14 protein-coding genes and 1 pseudogene are annotated in these 20,241 nt (G+C 60.3%); 6 read left to right on the top strand and 9 right to left on the bottom strand.

Features of this window, described 5'->3' with window-relative positions:
* Positions 1-183 precede the first annotated feature (183 nt).
* The 4 genes from C2E16_RS13325 (at position 184) to C2E16_RS13340 (ending at position 5,495) form a co-directional block, all read left to right on the top strand.
* Positions 184-675, top strand: a complete 492-nt coding sequence (locus C2E16_RS13325) for a (2Fe-2S)-binding protein (RefSeq protein ID WP_038625342.1) — start codon at positions 184-186, stop codon at positions 673-675.
* Complete coding sequence (locus C2E16_RS13330) at positions 672-1,670, top strand: FAD binding domain-containing protein (RefSeq protein WP_038625341.1); 999 nt, start codon at positions 672-674, stop codon at positions 1,668-1,670. The genes C2E16_RS13325 and C2E16_RS13330 overlap by 4 nt, the downstream gene beginning before the upstream one ends.
* A complete protein-coding gene (locus C2E16_RS13335) occupies positions 1,667-3,970 on the top strand; it encodes a xanthine dehydrogenase family protein molybdopterin-binding subunit (RefSeq protein WP_052133881.1) in 2,304 nt (767 codons plus the stop codon). Before C2E16_RS13330 ends, C2E16_RS13335 begins: the two co-directional genes overlap by 4 nt.
* 64 nt (positions 3,971-4,034) lie before the next feature.
* Positions 4,035-5,495 (top strand): AMP nucleosidase, encoded by a 1,461-nt coding sequence (locus tag C2E16_RS13340; protein WP_038625340.1) that lies wholly within the window; start codon positions 4,035-4,037, stop codon positions 5,493-5,495.
* Between the two features lie 134 nt (positions 5,496-5,629).
* Here C2E16_RS13340 and mdtI read toward each other — a convergent pair whose 3' ends face one another.
* The 3 genes and pseudogenes from mdtI to C2E16_RS13355 all read right to left on the bottom strand — a co-directional run bounded on the left by mdtI (position 5,630) and on the right by C2E16_RS13355 (position 8,190).
* The gene (gene mdtI / locus C2E16_RS13345) at positions 5,630-5,959 is read right to left on the bottom strand and encodes a multidrug/spermidine efflux SMR transporter subunit MdtI (RefSeq protein ID WP_084971525.1); all 330 of its coding nucleotides are present in this window, start codon (positions 5,957-5,959) and stop codon (positions 5,630-5,632) included.
* Positions 5,946-6,313: pseudogene (gene mdtJ, locus C2E16_RS13350) on the bottom strand (multidrug/spermidine efflux SMR transporter subunit MdtJ). The gene mdtI and the pseudogene mdtJ overlap by 14 nt, the downstream one beginning before the upstream one ends.
* A 581-nt stretch (positions 6,314-6,894) precedes the next feature.
* The gene (locus C2E16_RS13355) at positions 6,895-8,190 is read right to left on the bottom strand and encodes an NCS2 family permease (RefSeq protein ID WP_038625338.1); all 1,296 of its coding nucleotides are present in this window, start codon (positions 8,188-8,190) and stop codon (positions 6,895-6,897) included.
* Between the two features lie 806 nt (positions 8,191-8,996).
* Between C2E16_RS13355 and C2E16_RS13360 the strand changes: the two genes are divergently transcribed.
* Complete coding sequence (locus tag C2E16_RS13360; RefSeq protein ID WP_167401672.1) at positions 8,997-11,585, top strand: autotransporter outer membrane beta-barrel domain-containing protein; 2,589 nt, start codon at positions 8,997-8,999, stop codon at positions 11,583-11,585.
* A 68-nt stretch (positions 11,586-11,653) separates the two neighbouring features.
* Here C2E16_RS13360 and phnH read toward each other — a convergent pair whose 3' ends face one another.
* A complete protein-coding gene (gene phnH / locus C2E16_RS13365; protein ID WP_084971506.1) occupies positions 11,654-12,205 on the bottom strand; it encodes a phosphonate C-P lyase system protein PhnH in 552 nt (183 codons plus the stop codon).
* Positions 12,202-12,942 carry a phosphonate metabolism transcriptional regulator PhnF gene (gene phnF / locus C2E16_RS13370; RefSeq protein ID WP_038625335.1) on the bottom strand — a complete coding sequence of 247 codons (741 nt, stop codon included), beginning with the start codon at positions 12,940-12,942 and terminating at the stop codon, positions 12,202-12,204. Before phnF ends, phnH begins: the two co-directional genes overlap by 4 nt.
* Positions 12,943-13,221: 279 nt before the next feature.
* On the opposite strand from phnF, the gene C2E16_RS13375 reads away from it, so the two are divergent.
* Positions 13,222-15,387 carry a putative bifunctional diguanylate cyclase/phosphodiesterase gene (locus tag C2E16_RS13375; protein WP_084971504.1) on the top strand — a complete coding sequence of 722 codons (2,166 nt, stop codon included), beginning with the start codon at positions 13,222-13,224 and terminating at the stop codon, positions 15,385-15,387.
* A gap of 58 nt (positions 15,388-15,445) precedes the next feature.
* On the opposite strand, the gene C2E16_RS13380 is transcribed toward C2E16_RS13375, so the two are convergent.
* The 4 genes from C2E16_RS13380 to cbl all read right to left on the bottom strand — a co-directional run bounded on the left by C2E16_RS13380 (position 15,446) and on the right by cbl (position 20,122).
* Positions 15,446-16,288 (bottom strand): oxidoreductase, encoded by an 843-nt coding sequence (locus C2E16_RS13380; RefSeq protein WP_038625333.1) that lies wholly within the window; start codon positions 16,286-16,288, stop codon positions 15,446-15,448.
* Between the two features lie 122 nt (positions 16,289-16,410).
* Complete coding sequence (locus C2E16_RS13385; RefSeq protein WP_038625332.1) at positions 16,411-18,207, bottom strand: thiamine pyrophosphate-requiring protein; 1,797 nt, start codon at positions 18,205-18,207, stop codon at positions 16,411-16,413.
* Positions 18,208-18,278: 71 nt separating this feature from the next.
* The gene (locus C2E16_RS13390; RefSeq protein WP_038625331.1) at positions 18,279-19,100 is read right to left on the bottom strand and encodes a GNAT family N-acetyltransferase; all 822 of its coding nucleotides are present in this window, start codon (positions 19,098-19,100) and stop codon (positions 18,279-18,281) included.
* Between the two features lie 65 nt (positions 19,101-19,165).
* Positions 19,166-20,122, bottom strand: a complete 957-nt coding sequence (gene cbl, locus C2E16_RS13395; protein WP_038625330.1) for an HTH-type transcriptional regulator Cbl — start codon at positions 20,120-20,122, stop codon at positions 19,166-19,168.
* Between the last annotated feature and the right edge of the window lie 119 nt (positions 20,123-20,241).

The following is a 20,241-nucleotide window of genomic DNA, read 5'->3' on the forward strand; positions in this document are numbered from 1 at the left end:
GCGCGGCGGCTCGCGCCTGCCGCTTCCCCTGTTCGCCCACAGAGCGTCTACACTTATCCCTTTACATAATAAGGTCGCTACAGCGGCCCTTTTCGCTCTCTTTTGAACGCAATGTGGACAGCGTTGCCCGGCGCTGAAGCGCGACGGCCGCCGTCATCCTCCATCCTGTAACCGGAGTTCGATATGGCTCAGCAACGAGTGATGCGGCTGCGCATCAACGGCAAAGATCATCCTCTCGCGCTGGATACGCGAGTCACCCTCCTTGACGCCCTGCGCGAACACGCCCACCTCACCGGCGCGAAAAAAGGCTGCGATCACGGGCAATGCGGCGCCTGTACGGTGCATATTGACGGCGAACGCGTACTGAGCTGCCTGACGCTGGCGGCACAGGCGGAAGATCGCGAGATCACCACTATCGAAGGGCTTTCCGGGCCGGACGCGACCCTGCATGCGGTGCAGGCGGCCTTTTTACGCCACGACGCTTTCCAGTGCGGCTACTGCACGCCGGGCCAGATTATGTCCGCCGTCGCCTGCATCAACGAAGGCCATGCCAACAGCGACGATGAGATCCGCGAATACATGAGCGGCAATATCTGCCGCTGCGGCGCTTATCCCTTTATCGTCGCCGCGGTACGCGAAGCGGCGCAGCAGCTGAAAGAGGAGCAGACGGCATGAGAGAATTTGACTATCAGCGCGCCGCCGATATCAGCGAGGCGACCGTGGCCGCCAGCGCGCCGGGCCATCGCCTGCTGGCGGGCGGCACCACGCTTATCGACCTGATGAAGTGCGACGTGGAACAGCCCGACGCGCTCATCGATATCACCCGGCTGACCGGCCTTGCAGAGATCGCGGTCAGCGACAGCCTTATCCGCATCGGCAGCCTGAGCAAAATGAGCCAGGTGGAGCAGCACGCCGCGCTGCAAAAGGCGGCGCCGGCGCTGACGCAAAGCCTCACCAGCGCCGCCTCCGCGCAGCTGCGCAATATGGCGACCATCGGCGGCAACATCATGCAGCGCACGCGTTGCAGCTATTTCCGCGACGCGCACGGCTATCACGCCTGCAATAAACGTCAGCCCGGTTCGGGCTGCGCCGCCCTGAGCGGTCATAACGCGAACCATGCGGTGCTGGGCAACAGCGATCGGTGCGTGGCGGTCTATCCCGGCGACCTGGCGGTAGCGCTGACCGCCTTCGACGCCACCCTGCTGCTGCGGGCGCCGGACGGCAGCGAACGCCGCGTGGCGGTGGAAGACTTTCTGCTGCTGCCGGGCGACCGACCCGATCTGGAGCAGGATCTGCATGCGGGCGAGATCATTACCGCCGTCGAGCTGCCGGTCACGCCCGCGCTGCGTCGCTCGCACTATCTGAAAGTGCGCGATCGCAGCAGCTATGAATTCGCTACCGCCAGCGCCGCCGTCGGGCTGGCGCTGGAAGAGGATGGCGTCACGCTGCGCGATGTGCGCATCGCGCTGGGCGGCGTGGCGACCAAACCCTGGCGCGCCCGCGCGCTGGAGCAGGCGCTGCGCGGCAAACCCTTTAATGAGCAGCAGCTGCGCGATCTGGCGCCGCTGGCGATGCAGGACGCCTGCGCGCTGGCGGATAACGGCTATAAAATCACCCTGGCGCCGCGCGTGATCGTGCGGGCGCTGCTGGCGGCGGGAGGCCAGGCATGAGCGACATTCTGACGCAGCGCAACATCGCCAACGGCGAAGCGATGATTGAAGGGCTGGGCGCGCGCCGCGATCGCGCCGACGGCCGGCTAAAAGTTCAGGGGCTGGCGCGCTACGCCGTAGATCATCCGGTGGAGAATCTTTGCCACGCCATAGTGGTGCAATCCACGATTCCTGAAGGAGAAATTACCCATATCGATTGTGACGCCGCGCGTCAGATGCCCGGCGTGCTGGCAGTTTACACCCACGAAAGCGGGCTGACGATTCATCCGGCGGCCACCTTCGCCAGCGGCGGCGCGGCGGCGCAATCTTTCGTGCCGCTACAGGGGCCGGGCGTGCGCTGGAACGGGCAGCATGTGGCGCTGGTAGTGGCGGAAACGCTGGAACAGGCGAAAGCGGCGGCGGCCACCATCCATATCGACTATGAGGTGCGGCCCGCCATTATTCATCCTGACGACCCTCTCGCTCAACCGAAACCGGTCGGGGATTTGGATATTGAGTGGGGCGACGCGCAGCAGGCGCTGCGTGAGGCGAGCGTGACGGTCAGCGGCGTCTACACCACGCCGCGTGAATATAATCTGCCGATTGAGCTGCACGGCTGCATCGCCGACTGGCGCGACGGTGAAATCACGCTTTGGGAGCCGAGCCAGTGGGTCGGCGGCGCGCGCAGCGTGGTGGCGCAGTGGATGGGCATCGATATTGAGAAAGTGCGCGTGCTGTCGCCCTTCACCGGCGGCGGTTTCGGCTCGAAGGGCGGCATCCAGCCCCACTCCGCGCTGGCATGCGCCGCCTCGCGCGCGCTGGGCCGTCCGGTGAAGCTGGTGCTGACGCGCGGGCAGACCTTTACCGGCTTCGGCGGGCGACCGCGCACGCGCCAGGCATTGCAGCTGGCTGCCGACAGCGAGGGCAAACTTCAGGCGATCGTCCATGAAAGCTGGAATGAAACCGCGCGCGACGATACCCATCTGGAACCCTGCAACTCGGTCACCGCCATTATGTATGCGGTGCCTAATTTTATCTCCCGCCATCAACTGGTGCCGGTCAACACCGTTAATCCCGGCTGGATGCGCGCGCCGGGCGAAAACCCCAGCAGCTGGGCGATTGAGGTGGCGATGGACGAGCTGGCGTACGCGCTGAAGCTTGACCCGCTTGAGCTGCGGCTGCGCAACTATGCGGATGAAGATCCGCAGGCGAAGATCCCCTGGAGTTCGCGGCGGCTGCGCGAGGCGTATCAGGCCGGGGCGCAGGCCTTCGGCTGGGCGCAGCGCCCGCAGGAACCAGGCACGTTGCGTGAAGGCCGTCAGCGCATCGGCTGGGGCATGGCCTCCGGCAGCTACCCGGTGCGGCGTACCCCCGGCGAGGCGGCCATCCGGCTGAATCAGGACGGCACGCTGGAGGTGCGCAGCAGCGGTGCCGACATCGGCACCGGCACCTACACCATTCTGGCGCAGACCGCCGCCGAGGTGTTGAGCGTCGCCTCCGATCGCATCAGCGTCAGCCTCGGCGATACCGATCTGCCGCGCGCGCCGGTAGCAGGCGGCTCGCAGCTGGCGAACCTGCTGACCGCGGCAGTGTATAAAACCGCGCTGAAGCTGCGCGAGGAGCTGATTACGCTGGCGGTCGGCAGCGCCGAATCGCCGCTGTTCGGCGCACGCCGCGAAGATGTCATTCTTGAGCAGGGCCAGCTGCGGCTGTTCAGTCAGCCCGGCAGCAGCCTGAGCTTCGCCGATCTGCTGCGCTGCGCCGGACGCGACGCGCTGGAGACGCATGCCGACACTTTTCCGCCCGACGCCACGCAGCAGGATCGCGAGGCGGCCGACCGCACCTCGTCGAAGATGATTCCACCAACCGCAGGCGGCTACTCCGCGCACAGCTGGAGCGCCATTTTTGTCGAGGTAGCGGTGGATGAAGATTTCGGCACGGTGCGTGTGCGGCGTATTGTCGGCGCCTTCGACAGCGGCCGTCTCTATAATCCGAAACTGGCGGAAAGCCAGTGGATCGGCGCGATGGTGATGGGCATCGGCCAGGCGCTGCTGGAAGAAGGCGAGATCGACGATGGCAACGGCCGCATTCTCAATGCCAGCCTGGCGGACTATCTGGTGGCGGTTAACGCCGATATCCCGGATATGGCGGTGATCAACGTCGGCGAGCCGGACTATCAGGCAAGCGCGCTGGGCGGCAAGGCGGTGGGCGAACTGGGAATAGTCGGCGTGGCGGCGGCGATCGCCAACGCGGTATTTCATGCCACCGGCAAACGCATTCGCGATCTGCCGATTACGCTGGAAAAAATGTTAGCCGACTAATCGGTATCAGCGGAATGGTTCTAAGCTATAGTGCAACGCAGAGCTGAAAACCTGAGGAGGCACAATGGCCACTGCCCATTCCGCTAATGGATTAACCACCGCGCAGGCGCTGGAGCGACTGGATGCACTTTACTACCAGGCCGTAAACGCCCTGCGCAATGCGATTAAAACCTTTATTGAAGAAGGCTCGCTACCCGACGCGCAGGCGCGCGCCGACGGCCTGTTTGTTTACCCGGAGCTGCGCATCAGCTGGGACGGCGCTTCGCCGCATAAAAACCGCAGCCGCGCCTGGGGTCGATTCAGCCATGCCGGTAGCTACGCCACCACCATTACCCGCCCGGAACTGCTGCGCCACTATCTGCGCGAACAGCTGTCGGTAATCGAGCGCGACTATGAGGTGACGATCGAAGTGTGCCCTTCGCGTCAGGAGATCCCCTTCCCTTACGTGATTGACGGTTCCGATCTCGAACTGGATCGCACCATGAGCAGCGCGCTGTCGAAGCATTTTCCTACGACCGATCTGGCAAATATCGGCGATGAAACGGCGGACGGTATCTTCAATACCACCAGCATTTTCCCGCTCAGCCATTTCGACGCGCTGCGCACCGACTTTTCGCTGGCGCGCCTGCGCCACTACACCGGCACGCCGCCGGAGCATTTTCAGCCCTTCGTACTGTTTACCAACTACACGCGCTACGTCGATGAGTTTGTGCGCTGGGCCTGCGAGCAGATCGCCGATGAAAACAGCCCTTATACCGCACTCTCCTGCGCTGGCGGCGCCTTTATCACCAAAGATACCGAAAATGCGGAAGCGGCGCTCTCCGATCTGGCGTGGAAAAAGCATCAGATGCCCGCCTGGCACCTGACCGCGCCCGACAGACGCGGCATTACGCTGGTGAATATCGGCGTCGGCCCCTCCAACGCCAAAACCATCTGCGATCATCTGGCGGTGCTGCGTCCGCACGCCTGGCTGATGATTGGTCACTGCGGCGGCCTGCGCGAAAGCCAGCAGATCGGCGACTACGTGCTGGCGCACGCCTATCTGCGCGACGATCATGTGCTGGACGCGGTGCTGCCGCCCGATATCCCGATCCCCAGCATCGCCGAGGTGCAGCGCGCGCTGTATGACGCCACCAAGGAGATCAGCGGCATGCCGGGCGAGGAGGTCAAAATGCGGCTGCGCACCGGTACGGTGGTGACCACCGACGACCGCAACTGGGAGCTGCGCTACTCCGCATCCGCGCTGCGTTTTAACCTCAGCCGCGCGGTCGCCGTCGATATGGAAAGCGCCACTATCGCCGCTCAGGGCTATCGCTTCCGCGTGCCCTACGGCACCATGCTGTGCGTTTCCGATAAGCCGCTGCATGGCGAAATTAAGCTGCCGGGTCAGGCGAACCGCTTTTATGAAGGGGCGATCTCCGAACATTTGCAGATCGGCATTCGGGCTGTAGAGCTGCTGCGCGCCGAAGGCGACAAGCTGCACTCGCGTAAGCTGCGCACCTTTAACGAGCCGCCGTTTCGCTAAGCGTTTCTTACTTTTCGCCAGGCATAAGCATCCACAAAAAAAGCGCCCACGGGCGCTTTTTTATGTACGACGCTGAGCGCGCCGGGATGAGGGCGCTCTCTGTCGTGCTGTCACGTCAGGGAGCGTCCGGCGCGTCAGGCCAGCTTGATCATCATCATGCCGATCAGCAGCAGCGACAGACCAATCCAGCCGCGTGGACGCAAACGCTGACCAAACAGAATCCAGCCCGCCGCCAGCGTAGCGAGCACGCCGAAGCCGCCCCACAGCGCATAGGCGACCGCCAGATCGATCCCTTTAACCGCCTGGCCCAACGCGGTGAACGCGCCCATTACCAGCAGCAGCGACAGCAGGCCCGGCAGCCGTTTACGGAAGCCGTCCGAATATTTCAGGAAAATATTGGCGGCGATCTCCAGCACCACCGCCAGCATTAAAAACGCGATATGACCGTAATTAAGCGTTTGCATGGTGGCCTCCTTTTTCCGCTTTACGCGCACGCGTTTTCTCCGTGCCGCCGTTCAGCAGCACGATGCCCGCAATCAGCACCAGCAAACCGCACGCTTTCAACAGCGGCAGCGGCTCCGCAAACCAGGCGACGCTGCACAGCGTAATCAGCAGCACGCCGATCCCTTCCCACAGCGCATAGGCTACCCCAGCGCGATGCGCTTGATCGCCATCGACAGCGCAATATAGGAGAGCGTCACCATGACATACATCACCAGATGACCGGCCTGTCCGCCGTACAGGCTGGCAAACTTCATCGACAGCGTACCCGTCACTTCCGCAACGATCGAAAAAAGTAAAAATAACCAATACTTCATTCTCTTGACCTCAAAACGATAAAAAACAACCAAACACTCCCCTGAAGCCGACAGAAAGCCGCCCGACAATGGGAAATGAATAAAAAATCCAGAATGTTGGATAGCTAGCCAGTCACTCCGCAGGGGCGATGCGCCAGGCATTCAGCCGCGCAGGCGGGCGGTGGCTAAAGAGAAATGAAGAAAGCTACAGCTCGCTGCACCAGTGGGTTTCGCAAAGGAAGGCCGGGGCAGCCAGGATGAATACGGAGACGTTAGGGGAAAATCTCTTACTACCTGTCAGCATATTTTTTCACTGTGTCAGTAAGTAAAAATGACCTGTTTCAGTGCCTCATTAATTGATTAAATAACGTTTTATGCAGCAAATATAGCATGAAACCGCTGTTTAAGTAAGCCTGCCATTATTAATGGTTATTTTTACTGACCTGCGTCAATGAATACTGGGCTTTTTCCGGCAAGAGAGAACGTCAAAAAATGGGCAGCGGAACGTTGCCGCGCGCGGCTTATCAGACTGACATAAGCGCTACAATAGCGGCCTCAGAAGGGAGAAACAGGCCGCCGGAAGAACGCGGCGGCCAAAGGGATCAGGCGCTCAGCCAGCCGAGTTTAATGACAAACAGCGCTGACAGTACGATCAGCGCGGCGTTGAGCTCATGACGACGCCCGCTCAGCAGCTTCACCAGCGTCCAGGTGATAAAGCCGAAGGCGATGCCGTTAGCGATCGAGTAGGTCAGCGGCATGGTCAACGCGGTAACGGTCACCGGCGCGGCGGTAGTGATATCTTTCCAGTCGATCTCCGCCAGGCCGGAGGTCATCAGCACGGCGATAAACAGTAGCGCGGGCGCGGTAGCGTAGACCGGTACGCTGGAGGCGAGCGGCGCGAAGAACAGGCTCAGCAGAAACAGCGCGGCGACGACAACCGCCGTCAGCCCGGTGCGGCCGCCAGCGCTGACGCCCGCCGCCGATTCGATATAGCTGGTGGTGGTGGAGGTGCCCAGCAGCGAGCCAAACAGCGCGGCGGCGCTGTCTGCGATCAGCGCTTTGCCCATTTTCGGGATATTACCCTGCTCGTCCGCCAGCCCGGCGCGTTTCGTCACGCCGATCAGCGTCCCGGAGTTATCGAAGACATCGACAAACAGGAAGGCGAAGATCACGCCCACCAGCGAAATATCGAGCGCGCCTTTGATATCAAGCTGCATAAAGGTCGGCGCGATAGAGGGCGGCGCAGAAAAGACGCCCGCAAAGGGCGACAGACCGAGCGCCATTGAGAGAAAAGTTACCGCCAGAATGCCGATCAGCACTGCGCCGGTTACGCGCCGCGCTTCCAGCACCACGATGATGATAAAGCCCAGCATCGCCAGCAGCGGGCCGGGCTTCGTGAGGTCGCCGATGCCCACCAGCGTCGCCGGATTGCCGATCACGATGCCTGCACCCTGCAGGGCGATGATCGCCAGAAACAGGCCGATGCCCGCCGCGATGCCGGATCGCAGCGGCAGCGGAATGCTGGCGATGATCCATTCACGGATTTTAAAAATGGAGAGCGCAAAAAAGATCAGCGCTGACAGAAATACCGCGCCCAGCGCGATCTGCCATGTGTAGCCCATATGCAGCACGACGGTATAGGTAAAAAAGGCGTTCAGCCCCATGCCCGGCGCCAGCGCAATAGGATAATTAGCGATCAGTCCCATCAGCAGCGATCCGATTGCCGCCGCCAGGCAGGTCGCGACGAATACCGCGCCTTTGTCCATTCCGGTGGCGCTGAGAATGGTGGGGTTAACAAACAGGATATAGGCCATCGCCAGGAAGGTGGTGAAACCGGCTATTACTTCGGTGCGCACCGTGGTGTTGTGTGCTTTTAATTGAAATAGTTTTTCTGGCATGCTGCTTCTCTCGTAGCGTTAGCGTGGTCACTTGCGTGAGGTTTCTCTTGCCGAAATAAAAGGAATAAGAGCATTCCTGATTAGCAAGCGCTATGCCACAGCTGTCGCCCTGCCTTGCCCTTTGTCACGCCGTTCACCTTACAGAGACCCTGCACCACAACAAGGCCCCCAAAATGCGCATTGCACTAAAAGGGAGAACAACCTATGCCGCCGAAGCAAATCTTACTACAGCAGCGGGTTCCATCCTCTCTTATACGTCTGGCGGCTTATTCGCAGCTAAAAGCGCACGGTAGCTTTATATTTATTATTAACAAGATAAAAATCTTATCGTGCTGATTCAGATATTTTTAATGATAAATCCAGGTTATTACACTCTTTTTATCTTGTTAACGTCAAATTAATAAACCTCGTCATAAATCATAAAGTCGCCCCGATTAATCGTCCTGAACAATCAATAACGTAATTAATAACAATAATTTGATTCGTTATTTTAACCTTATGTTTACATTGCTCTTTTTGACATCAGCGTAATCGTCTATTACTGTTAACTGGATATTTAAGACAAATCTTAAATATCGCTTAAGGAGAGAAAAGGAAAGAACAATAAAAATGGAGACCTGATTATTATGCCAATCCCCTGCTTCCCGTTTCGATTTTCTTTATTAGCCCGCTTTGTTTCTTCAACCCTGGGCCTGACTATAGCGTTATCCGCGCCTGCCCAGGCGAACGGCCTGCTCTGTTTTAATAACAGTTCGTGCCACCAGATCGAAGACTGGATCGCCTCCGGGTATAAATTTGTAACGGGCGTGAACGAGAGTTCGCCAGACCCGGAATTTCCCGACAATACGGTTTACTCGCTAAATATTGTTAACGAAGCAGAGAACCTGGGCATGGTTTTTGAAAGCGATGCGACGCTTATCCTCAACGCAGGCGACCTGTTAACGCTTAACGATCAGGGTAAAGCGGTGAATGCTCCCGGCACGCTGACGGTCGGCACTGCGGCGACGAATGGAAAACTGGAGCTGGCCAGCAACGTGACCATTATCTCATCAAGAGAAAACCTCGCTGAAAAAAATAACAGCCCTTATTCAAATTCTGGCGTCTATTTAATGACGGGAAGCAAGCTGTCCATTGGCGGTAACCTGAACCTCCATAATCAGTTTGAAACGCAGGGCATTAATAACGAGAACGGTAATCTGCGCGTTCAGGGTGGCGTCAGCGTACAACGACAGCCGGGAGAACAGTTTCAGGCGCCGGAAAAGTTTACTGCGATTGAAAACACAGGAAATATCGATATTGGCGGCATGCTCACCCTGCTCTCAAAGCCAGCGAGCGCAACCGACAGCGGCGCGTTCTATGGTATCAAGAATAACGGCGGGAAAATCACCGTCGGCGGCCTTTTGGCTGTGGATGTAACCAATAGCGCCGCCAGTCAAACCTATTACGGCTTAAAAAACAGCGGCGACGTCAGCTTAACCGGCATGGCCGCCGTGCTGTCACGCGCGCAGGAAAACGACGAAGGCAAGCGCGATTTTTACCATATTGATAACAGCGGCACGCTCGATATTAACGGTCAGGTTTTTCTCGACAGCCAAAGCCTGGTGAATGCGGAGCGTAACGATCGCTTTATCAATGACGTTTACGCCATTTATTCAACGGGCGAAACCACCCTCAACGCCACCAGCCTGCTGCTGAATGGCAAAATGGTTGCCGACGGCGGTGCCATCACTCTCGCCAACGACCCGGCCTACAGCGGTTATATTACCGGTCTGACCGAAACGCAAAACGGCGGCACGATTAATATGACGCTCGCAGGCGCAAACAGCATCTGGGCGATGACGGGCGACAGCTCGCTGACTAACCTGAGCCTCAATAACGGCGCAACGCTCAATTTCGGCGGCAACCAAAGCGCCGTGTTCCGCACGCTAACGGTGGAAGGCAACTACCATGGCGACGATGCGCTGCTGGTGATGAATACCCAGCTGGGCGGCGATGCTTCGCCCACTGACAGGCTGGTTATTCAGGGCGACACGTCCGGCAGAACCTTTGTGCAGATCAATAACCTTAACGGTCTGGGAAGCGAGACGGAAAACGGGATAGAGTTGATTAGCGTCGGCGGCGTTTCAGCAGGCACGTTCGATCAGAAAGGCCGTACTACCGCCGGACTGTATGATTACTTCCTGCGGAAGAAAGAGAACAATTGGTATTTAACCAGCCAGTATGAGACGCCGGAGCCAGAGCCAACCCCTGAACCTGCGCCGGAACCGGCACCTGAACCCGCGCCTGTGCCCGCGCCTGAACCTGCGCCCAAACCTGACCCGGCGCCCGCGCCTGAACCCGCGCCCGCACCTGAACCTGCGCCCGCACCTGAACCCGCGCCCGCGCCTGAACCCGCTCCCGCACCTGAACCCGCTCCCGCACCTGAACCTGCGCCCGCACCTGAACCCGCGCTCGCGCCGGAACCGACGCCCGCGCCCGCCAAACGGGCCTGGCGACCGGAAAGCGGAAGCTATATGGCAAACATCGCCGCAATGAACAGCCTGTTTTTGCTGCAATATCACGATCGCCTCGCGCAGCAAACGCGTCAGAGTCTGGCGAACGGGGAAACCCACGGCGCGCTGTGGCTGCGTCAGACCGGCGGCCGCGACCGCAACATCGATCTTAGCGGCCAGCTAACGACGCGCGGCAACAGCTATGTGACGCAGCTCGGCAGCGATCTGCTGACGTTCAGCCACGGCGAAAGCGCCTTCACCGTCGGCGCCTTTGCCGGATATGGCCACCACCGCAATCATACCCGCGCGTCGCTCACCGGTTACCGCTCACGCGGCCAGGTGAACGGCTACAGCCTCGGCCTTTACGGCAGCTGGCTGAACAACGGCGCTTATATCGACAGCTGGCTTCAACACACCTGGTTTAACGGCAGCGTGAAAGGCGATGAGCTGGAGAATCAGGTCTATAAAGCCAAAGGCTACCTGGCCTCTATAGAGAGCGGCTACGCAATGCGCGCCGGCGCCGTCACCCTGACGCCTAAAGCGCAGCTGGCCTGGCTGGGCGTCAAGGCGGATACCTTTACAGATAGCCAGGGAACCCGAGTAAAAAGCAAAGGCGACGGCAGCCTGTTGACCCGCCTGGGGGCGCGCGTCGCGCTGACCGAAGGCAGCCTCGTCACGCCCTACATCGAGGCCAACTGGCGGCATCACACACAGCCTTTCGCCGTGCAGATGGGCACCGGCGAAAACCAGCCGTCAGGCGCGCGTAATCTGGCGGAAGTGAAACTGGGAGGAGAAGCGCGTCTGGCGCAGCGGCTGACTGGCTCTGTCGATGTGACGCACGCGGCGGGCGCGCATCGTTATCAGGAAACCTCAGGAAGGCTGAATCTGAGCTGGACGTTCTGAAAGCGGCAGCAGGCCCCCGACTAAGGGGGCCTGCTCTGCCCCCTTTTCACCAGGCGCGCGGCGATGAATTAGCATACGGCGACCTGAGCGGTGCGCGGCAGCACCATCATCATTTCGCCACAGGTCAGCATCAAATTCACGCCCTGGCCGTTAAGCGGCCATTCGCGCAGGAAAGCGAGCGTCTTCGGCGGCAGCTGCGGCGCGATGGCGCGGCGTTCCTGAATGCCCGGACCGCGCAGACGCAGCGTCAACCCACCGTTCAGCGCAGGCACTTCCAGAATTACCGTCGCGCCAGGCGCGCAGATTGCCGCCAGGTCAGGATCGCTGTCGCTGTGCAGCAGCGCAAATGCAGCAGGTTGTTCCGAGGTCAACGGCGCGCCGTTGTTCCGATGCAGGCTGTCGCGCAGCGCGGACGTCTCCAGCATAGGATCAATAAACAGCGGCGTATCCGCCTCATTCAGCGTGGTCAACAGCGCAGTAGCAGCCGGAGAGATGCCCGCCCACTGTTCTGTGCAGGGCAGCATAACCGCTGCGCCGGGTTCGCTCATCGCTTTCAAAATACGACGCAGCACGGGCTGCGTTTCAACTACGGGGCGGTTTAAGCTCGCCAGTAAACTCATTGTTCTTCTCCATTATTCTTCGCCGAATGCTCAAGCGTTAATTCTGTCATATCGCCGCGCGCCAGGCTGACGGCATATTCCGCCAGGCGGCCATCGGCGGCCCGGCTCAGGGTGCGGACGGAGAGCAGCGGCGCCTGTAGCGGCACGGCCAGCAGTCGACACTCTTTCGCCTGCGCGCGACGTGTAGTGATACGGGTTTGCACTAAAGTAAGCGGCTGGTCGCGCTGCTGCAAAAAGTCATGCAGCGCGCCGCTGCGGTAGTGCTGAAGCTGCGGCCACCAGGCAAGCTGAGGCAGGAAATGGTTGGTCACGCAGACCGGAACGCCCTCCATCCGACGCAGCGTGCGCAGATGGATAACCTGTTCGCCTTCCCTGCAGGCCAGTGCGGCCGCCACTTCCTGGCTGGCCGGACGCAGCACCGCCAGCAGGCGTTCGCTGGCGGCATCGCTACCCTGCTGCCGTAAATCATGGCTAAAGCGGGCGCGCGTATAGTGAGGATAGTTGACGGAATGCATCAGCACCAGTACGCCAACGCCGGGACGACGTAAAACCAGACCTTTACTTACCAGCTCATCCACCGCCCGACGCAGCGTATGCCGGTTTACCGCAAAGCGCGTCGCCAGCTGCTGCTCCGGCGGCAGATAGTCGCCCGATTGATAACGGCTCAGCACCTCCTGCTCCAGCTGTGCGGCAATGGCCTGATAAACGCTGGTCGGATGTCTGGATAGCTCGTTCATAACCGATTCCTCATGCCGCCGCGTCCGGTTCGGCGCGGCTTATGACGCTACTCTGGCGGGACAACATGACAGACGGGTGACGCGCCGGTGGCAGCGCGATGAATTTGCGTTAAGTTTGATTAGCTGAACGCAAAAAAAATTAGCCATATTAATCAGTAATTATATATTGCTGACAGCCTGAGCCAACCTCATTTCAGCGGGTGCGCCTGATGTAGCAAAGCGAAGCCCCCTTTTGTATGTCACACTTAAAGAACGGTTTTTGGTACAGCGAGAGCTTGAATGTTTAATAAAGATCAACACCCAGAAAGTTTTCGCCACGAGTTTGTTCGGGAGGTCCTCTTTCCGTTAGTGGCGGTGCTGATCATTATCTGGTCTGCCGCCAGCTTTAGCCTGCTATGGACCTCGCATCACAATAACGCTGAGGCGGTGACGCAGCAGGAAAGTATTATTAAAACCGCCTTCGTGCAGAGCATGACGGAGCATCAACGTCAGCTGCACAGCCTGACCAACTGGCCGCCGTTTGGCCAGCTTTTGCAACAGCCGCAGATCGATCTGGGCTGGCTGGATGATAATGTCGGCCGCTGGCTGTATGAGATGTTCGGCCATCAGGACATTTTCATTATCGATCCGCAGGAAACGATTCTGGCGGGCTGGCAAAACGGCCAGCGCATCGACAACAGCCGTTGGCCCGCGTTTGAAAAGGCGTTGGCGCCATGGCTACAGGGTCACAGCACGGAAGATAAAGTGGATTTCACGCGCGTTCAGCAGCGAGCCGCGATGGTCGCCATCGGCGATATCAGCGCTGGTGCCAGCGAAAGCGGCTATCGGCTGGTCAGCATTAAGTATCTGGACGATGGCTTTTTGAAAGCGTTAGCGCAGCGCAGTCTAATCAAACACCTGCACTATATCGGCGACGCCGCCGCGCCGCCGGGCCTGGCGCGCTTTGAGCTTTTCTCGCGTCTCGGCATATCGGCGGGCTATTTTGCCTGGACGCCGGAGCGGCCTGGCACAGAGATGCTGAAGCTGCTGATCCCGCTGCTGGCGGCCGTGCTGCTGTTAACCACGCTGGTGTGCGTGGTGATGATGTATCGCCTGTGGCGCCTGCGGCTGCGGCTGTCGCAGTCGATGCTGCAACTGGGCGCCAGCGAAGCGCAGGCGCAGCACCTGGCGTTTCATGATGTGCTGACCGGGCTGGCCAACCGCGCGCTAGTCGAGGAGCGTCTGACGCAGGCGCTGGCGCGCGCCATGCGCAACGGCAGCCAGACGGCGCTGCTGCTGCTTGACCTCGATCGCTTTAAAAATATCAACGATACCTATGGTCATCACGCCGGAGACGATCTGATTATCTCGGTGGCGCATCGTCTCTCCGCCCTGCTACGCGAAAGCGATACCGTCGGACGCAGCGGCGGCGATGAATTTGTTATCGTACTGGAAGATATTGCGGAGATAGATGAGGTCGACCGGCTATGTCAGGGGGTTATCGATGCGCTGGGACAACCTTATATTCTGCTTGGCAGCGAAACCTGGGTCGGCGTCAGCATTGGCGTCGCGATCGCGCCGCAGGACGGTCTGGATCGTCAGGAGCTGATGCGCAAGGCGGATATCGCGCTCTACGAAGCGAAAAACGAAGGGCGCGGCCAGTATCGCCTGTTTGCGCGCGCGATGGATGAATCGGTGCAAACGCGTCAACAGATCGCCGCCGATCTGCGCATCGCACTCCAACAGCAAGAGGGGCTGGAAGTATGGTATCAACCCCTGATGGATGTGACCGGCGAGCAAATTGTCGGTTTTGAAGCGCTGCTGCGCTGGCACCATGCGCAACGCGGCGCCATTCCGCCCTCCGAATTTATTCCCATCGCCGAAGAGACGGGGTTGATTTTACCGATTGGCGAATGGGTACTGCGCGAAGCGTGCCGCGTTGCGCTACGCTGGCCTGCGCTGATCATCGCCGTCAACGTATCGCCGATACAGTTTCGCGCCTCCGGGTTTGTGCAGCGTTTTAAAGAGATCGTGCTGGCGGAAGGCGCCGAGCCGCGCCACATTGAACTGGAGATTACCGAAGGGGTGCTGATCGAGGATGAGCGCGAGGCGCGCAATATCATTATCGCGCTGCGCGAGGCGGGCTTCCGTATTGCGCTGGATGATTTCGGCACAGGCTACTCCAGCCTCAACTACCTGAGCAACTTTCCGGTGGACAAAATTAAGATCGACCGCTCTTTTACCCAGTCGCTGGGCATTGCGGAAAATTCAACGGCAATTATCGAATCGGTGGTGCGGCTGGGTCATGCGATGGGATTGACCGTCACGGCGGAAGGGGTGGAAACCAGCGGGCAGATGTCGGCGCTGGCGGAGGCGGGCTGCAACCAGCTGCAGGGCTATCTGTTCAGCAAGGCGGTGCCGCCTGAGAAAATTGCGGCGATGCTGGAAAAACGTAAGGCGGGATAAAAACGCATCCCGCCTTAACGCGTCGGACGGGAAGCCCGCCCGGTTTCAGCCGTCACTGTCACTCAGGAAAGTCGGTGCCGAGAGTGGTCTCTTTCCACGCTTCAATCTGCGCCAGCCGCTCGCGCAGCTTGCTGGTCACCGCCTCGAAGCCAAACGCGCCCATCACCAGATGGCGCGGCGGATTCTCCTGTTCGGTAATGGCGATCATCGCCGCCGCCGCCCGCGCCGGATCGCCCGGCTGTTTGCCGCTGTAGCCTGCGGTGTTTTTCATCCGCGCGCCGGCGGTTTCCGCATAATCCGCGATGCGGTTTTCAGTCTGATGCAGCGAGCGCCCCGCCCAGTCGGTGCGGAACGGGCCCGGCTCGACGCAGGTGACTTTAATCCCCAGCGGCGCGCCCTCTACTGCCAGCGCGTCAGACCAGCCTTCCACCGCATGTTTGCTGGCGGCGTAATAGCCGGAGCCGGGGAAGCCGATCAGCCCGGCGACGGAGGTGATATTGATGATATGTCCGCGGCGCGCCTGGCGCATCGCTGGCAGCACCGCGCGCGTCATGGCGAACAGGCCGAAGACGTTAGCGTCGAACTGCGCGCGGATTTCCGCCTCTACGCCCTCTTCCACCGAAGACTGATAGCCGTAGCCAGCGTTATTCACCAGCACGTCGATGGCGCCGAATTTCTCCAGCGCCGCCTTGACCGCGCTGTCGATGGTGGCGCTGTCGGTCACGTCAAGCGCCAACGCCAGCGCGTGCTGTTCGTTGCCCTGCACCAGGTCGGCGACTTTCTGCACGTCGCGCGCCGTCACCACCACGTTAAAGCCGCGCTCGATCGCCTGTTGCGCCAGTTCACGGCCAAAGCCGGTTGAGCAGCCGGTAATCAGCCAGACCGGGGTGTTTGCCTTCATTAAGTTATCCTCTTTCAGGGTATCTTTTCTGTCTCACGATAGGCCCAACCGCGCAGGCGGCCAGGCTAACGAGCAGCATACGCTATCGCCACCGCCCGTTAATAAGCGTCTGATGCGTCGGATTATTTCTTCTTGCCCGGCAACACTTCGTTCAGCAGCTGGCTGGCGGTATCGCCAATCACCTGCGCGGCGCCGCGATCGCCTTTGACCATGGAAGCCATAAAGGCTTTTGCCTGTTTAAAGGTGATATGCGGCGGCAGCGGCGCGACTTCAGGATCGGTTTTCACCTCCAGCACCACTGGCCGGTCGCTGGTTAATGCTTCCTGCCAGGCGCCGCTCAGCTTTTCGGGATCGTCAACGTAGATGCCTTTCAAACCGAGCATTTCGGCGAAAGCGGCATAGTGCACGTTGGGGATAGACTGGCTGGCTTCAAAACGCGGGTTGCCTTCCATTACGCGCTGCTCCCAGGTGACCTGATTCAGGTCCTGGTTATTGAACACGCAGACCACCAGCCGTCCGTCGCCCCAGCTCTTCCAGTATTTCTGGATGGTGATCAGCTCCGCCATGTTGTTCATCTGCATCGCGCCGTCGCCGACCAGCGCCACCACCGGCCGGTTGGGGTAAGCAAACTTCGCGGCGATAGCATAGGGCACCGCCGCGCCCATACAGGCGAGGCCGCCGGAGAGCGTGGCGCGCTGTCCCTGTTTCACCCGATAGTCGCGGGCAAACCAGTTGGCGCAGGAGCCGGAGTCGGAGGTGACGATGGCGTCTTCCGGTAGCAGCGGCGACATCTCCCACACCACGCGCTGCGGGTTGACCGGGCTGGCGGGCGCCATCGCTCTCTCTTCCATCACCTGCCACCAATCCTGCACCTGGCGTGCGATATCCTCCTGCCAGCTGCGGTCTTCTTTACGTTTCAGCAGCGGCAGCAGCGCGCGCAACGTTTCCGCCGCATCGCCATGCAGATTCACTTCGCAGGGATAGCGCAGGCCGAGCATTGCCGGATCGATATCGATCTGTACGCCGCGCGCTTTGCCCTCTTCCGGCAGGAACTCGGTCCAGGGGAAGCCGCTGCCGATCATCAGCAGCGTATCGCAGTTTTTCATCATCTCTGATGACGGCTTCGTGCCCAGCAGACCGATGGAGCCGGTGACGAACGGCGCATCGTCCGGCAAGACATCTTTGCCCAGCAGCGCCTTCGCCACGCCTGCACCAAGCAGGTTAGCCGCCTGCACCACTTCTACCGCCGCGCCGCGCGCGCCGGAACCGATCAGAATCGCCACTTTTTTACCGGCGTTCAGCACCTCGGCGGCGCGCAGCAGATCCTCATGGTAAGGGACAATTTTCGGCCGCTGATAGCCGGGGCCGGAGTGAGTAAAGCCGTGCAGATGCTGCGGCGCCTGCCAGGGCTCATCCTGTAAGTCCTTCGGTAGGATCAGCACCGCCACGCCGTTTTGCGCTTTGGCGATGCGCACGCCGCGATCGACCAGATGCTGTACCTGCGCCGGGGCCGCCGCCTCCTGAACAAAGTTCGCCACGTCGGAAAAGACGCGATCAAGATTCAGTTCCTGCTGATAGCTGGCGGCGCGGGAGGTGGTTTCCGCCTGGCCGGAGATCGCCAGCACCGGCGCATGGTCAAGTTTGGCATCATACAGGCCGGTCAACAGATGGGTGGCGCCGGGGCCGCCGGTAGAGAGGCAGACGCCCAGCTCGCCGGTGAATTTGGCATGGCCCGCCGCCATAAACGCCGCCATCTCTTCATGGCGCACCTGAATAAATTCGATGCCCGCGCCCTTTTTATTGGCGCGCTGGATGGCCCCCAGGACGCCGTTAATGCCGTCGCCGGGGTAGCCGTAAATGCGGGTTACGCCCCACGCTTTCAGGCGCTGCACGAAAAAATCGCTGGTCTTCATTGCCATCGTCTGTCTCTCCCTCTCAGATTACACAGACTTTAAGCATAGCCGACCTCGTCAGAAGGCAACCGCAGCGATTAGCCCATCGCCTGACTCATGACGCTCCAGGCAATCATTCCCTGCGGCCGCCACTCTTGTCCGCGCACCATGCGCAGCGGCGCGTCCACCGGTTGCAGGCCGCAGCGTTGCAGCCAGGGCCCTAAGCCGCAGCTGCGGCTGCTGTCGATGCGCACGAACCCGCCCGCCAGCGGCTGCATCGCCTGCGCAATCAGTCGCTGCGCGTCTGACGCGTCGGCGGCGATCGTCGGACCAATCACATAACCATGACCAAAGCGCCTGGTGACCGCAAAGCCGGTCGGCACGTCGTTTTGGCGCGTGACAATAATGCTGGCGCCGTCGGCGAACAGCCGCTCCAGCAGCGCCAGACGCTGAAAGCCGTTAGCACGGTAGTCGAGCTGCGCCAGCGCGGGCAGATCGCCGCGCCTCGCCAACTGCGGCGGCTCAGCCGGCGGCGGCGGGATTAATGATGGGGTTTGATACTGGATAATCTCGCCGGTTTCGACAAATCCGACCCGACGATAGAGCGGCGCGCCCGCCTCGGTAGCGTGCAGATGCAGTTCCATACCCGCCAGCCGTTCGAGCGTCTGCCGCAGCAGCGCGCCGCCGACGCCCTGACCGCGCGCGGCCTCCGCCACGATAATCACGCCGATGCTGGCGCGCTGCGCTCCCCAGCGCCAGAAAAGGGTGCTGCCGATAACCTGGCTATCCTGCTCCGCCACCAGCCCTTCGCCCAGCGCCAGCATCAGCTGCCAGTCGGCGAGGCGGTGCGGCCATTTAACTTCCTGCGTCAGCGCCACGCAGGCGGCGAGATCCTGCGGCGTCATGGTACGTATTTTCATTGTCGGCGCGCTCCGTTAAGGTAAAAAAACACCTTAATCGCTGTGGCGAAGAACGGCAATGCGCGTCAGATCTGAAAATCGATCGCCGGCTCCTCCTCCTGGGTATTCAGCGCCTGACGTTTCATCTCCTCCAGCGACAGGTTGGCGTTGCAGAGTTCAAGGAATTGCCAGACGTAGTTGCGTTGCAGCTGTCCGCGTTTCAGGGCGAGCCAGACGGTGCTGGGCTCAAACAGATGGCGCGCGTCGATGCGCGTCAACGCCGCCTCCGCCGCCAGCTGGCACGCCTGATCCGCCAGGATGCCGACGCCCAGCCCCAGCTCGACATAGGTTTTCACCACGTCCGAATCCTGCGCGCTGAGCACGATGTCGGGCTTCAGTCCGGCGGCGTGAAAGGCGCGGTCGACGCGCGAACGGCCGGTGATGCCCTGACGGTAAGTGATCAGCGGATAGCGGCTGAGCGCGGCGAGGGAAACAGGGCTCTCCTGTTCCAGCGCGTGCCCTTTCGGCACCAGCAGCGCGTGGTGCCAGTTAAACCAGGGAAAGGCGGCCAGCGACGGCTGATTGACCAGCTGTTCGCTGGCGATGCCGATATCCGCCTCGCCAGCGGTGACCATGGCGACAATCTCCTGCGGCGAGCCCTGATTCAGCTCCAGCCGCACCTGGGGCCAGATGGCGCGAAAGGCTTTAATCACCTTCGGCAGGCTGTAGCGCGCCTGGGTGTGGGTGGTGGCGATGGTCAGCACGCCGCTGGTCTCATTGGTGAAAACATCCGCCAGCCGCCGCACCCGGCTCGCCTCGTCAAGAATGCGTTCGGCGATGGTAAGCAAGGCTTTGCCCGGCTCCGTCATACCCAGCAGCCGCTTGCCGCGCCGTACGAAGATATCCACGCCCAGCTCATCTTCCAGATCGCGTATATGTCGGCTGACGCCGGACTGAGAGGTAAAGAGCGTGTTCGCCACTTCCGTCAGGTTAAATTCACAGCGCGCAGCCTCACGAATAATTTTAAGCTGTTGAAAGTTCATAGCGCCTCTCCTTCTCTTCCGGTCAATGTTGCCTTTATGTTATGCAGGCACATTGATAGCAACAAATAATAAAAAAGGGTTTGTTATGCAATTAAGTGATAAAGGGAGCGGCGCGGCGG

The organism is Mixta calida (assembly GCF_002953215.1).
Classification (GTDB): Bacteria; Pseudomonadota; Gammaproteobacteria; order Enterobacterales; family Enterobacteriaceae; genus Mixta; species Mixta calida.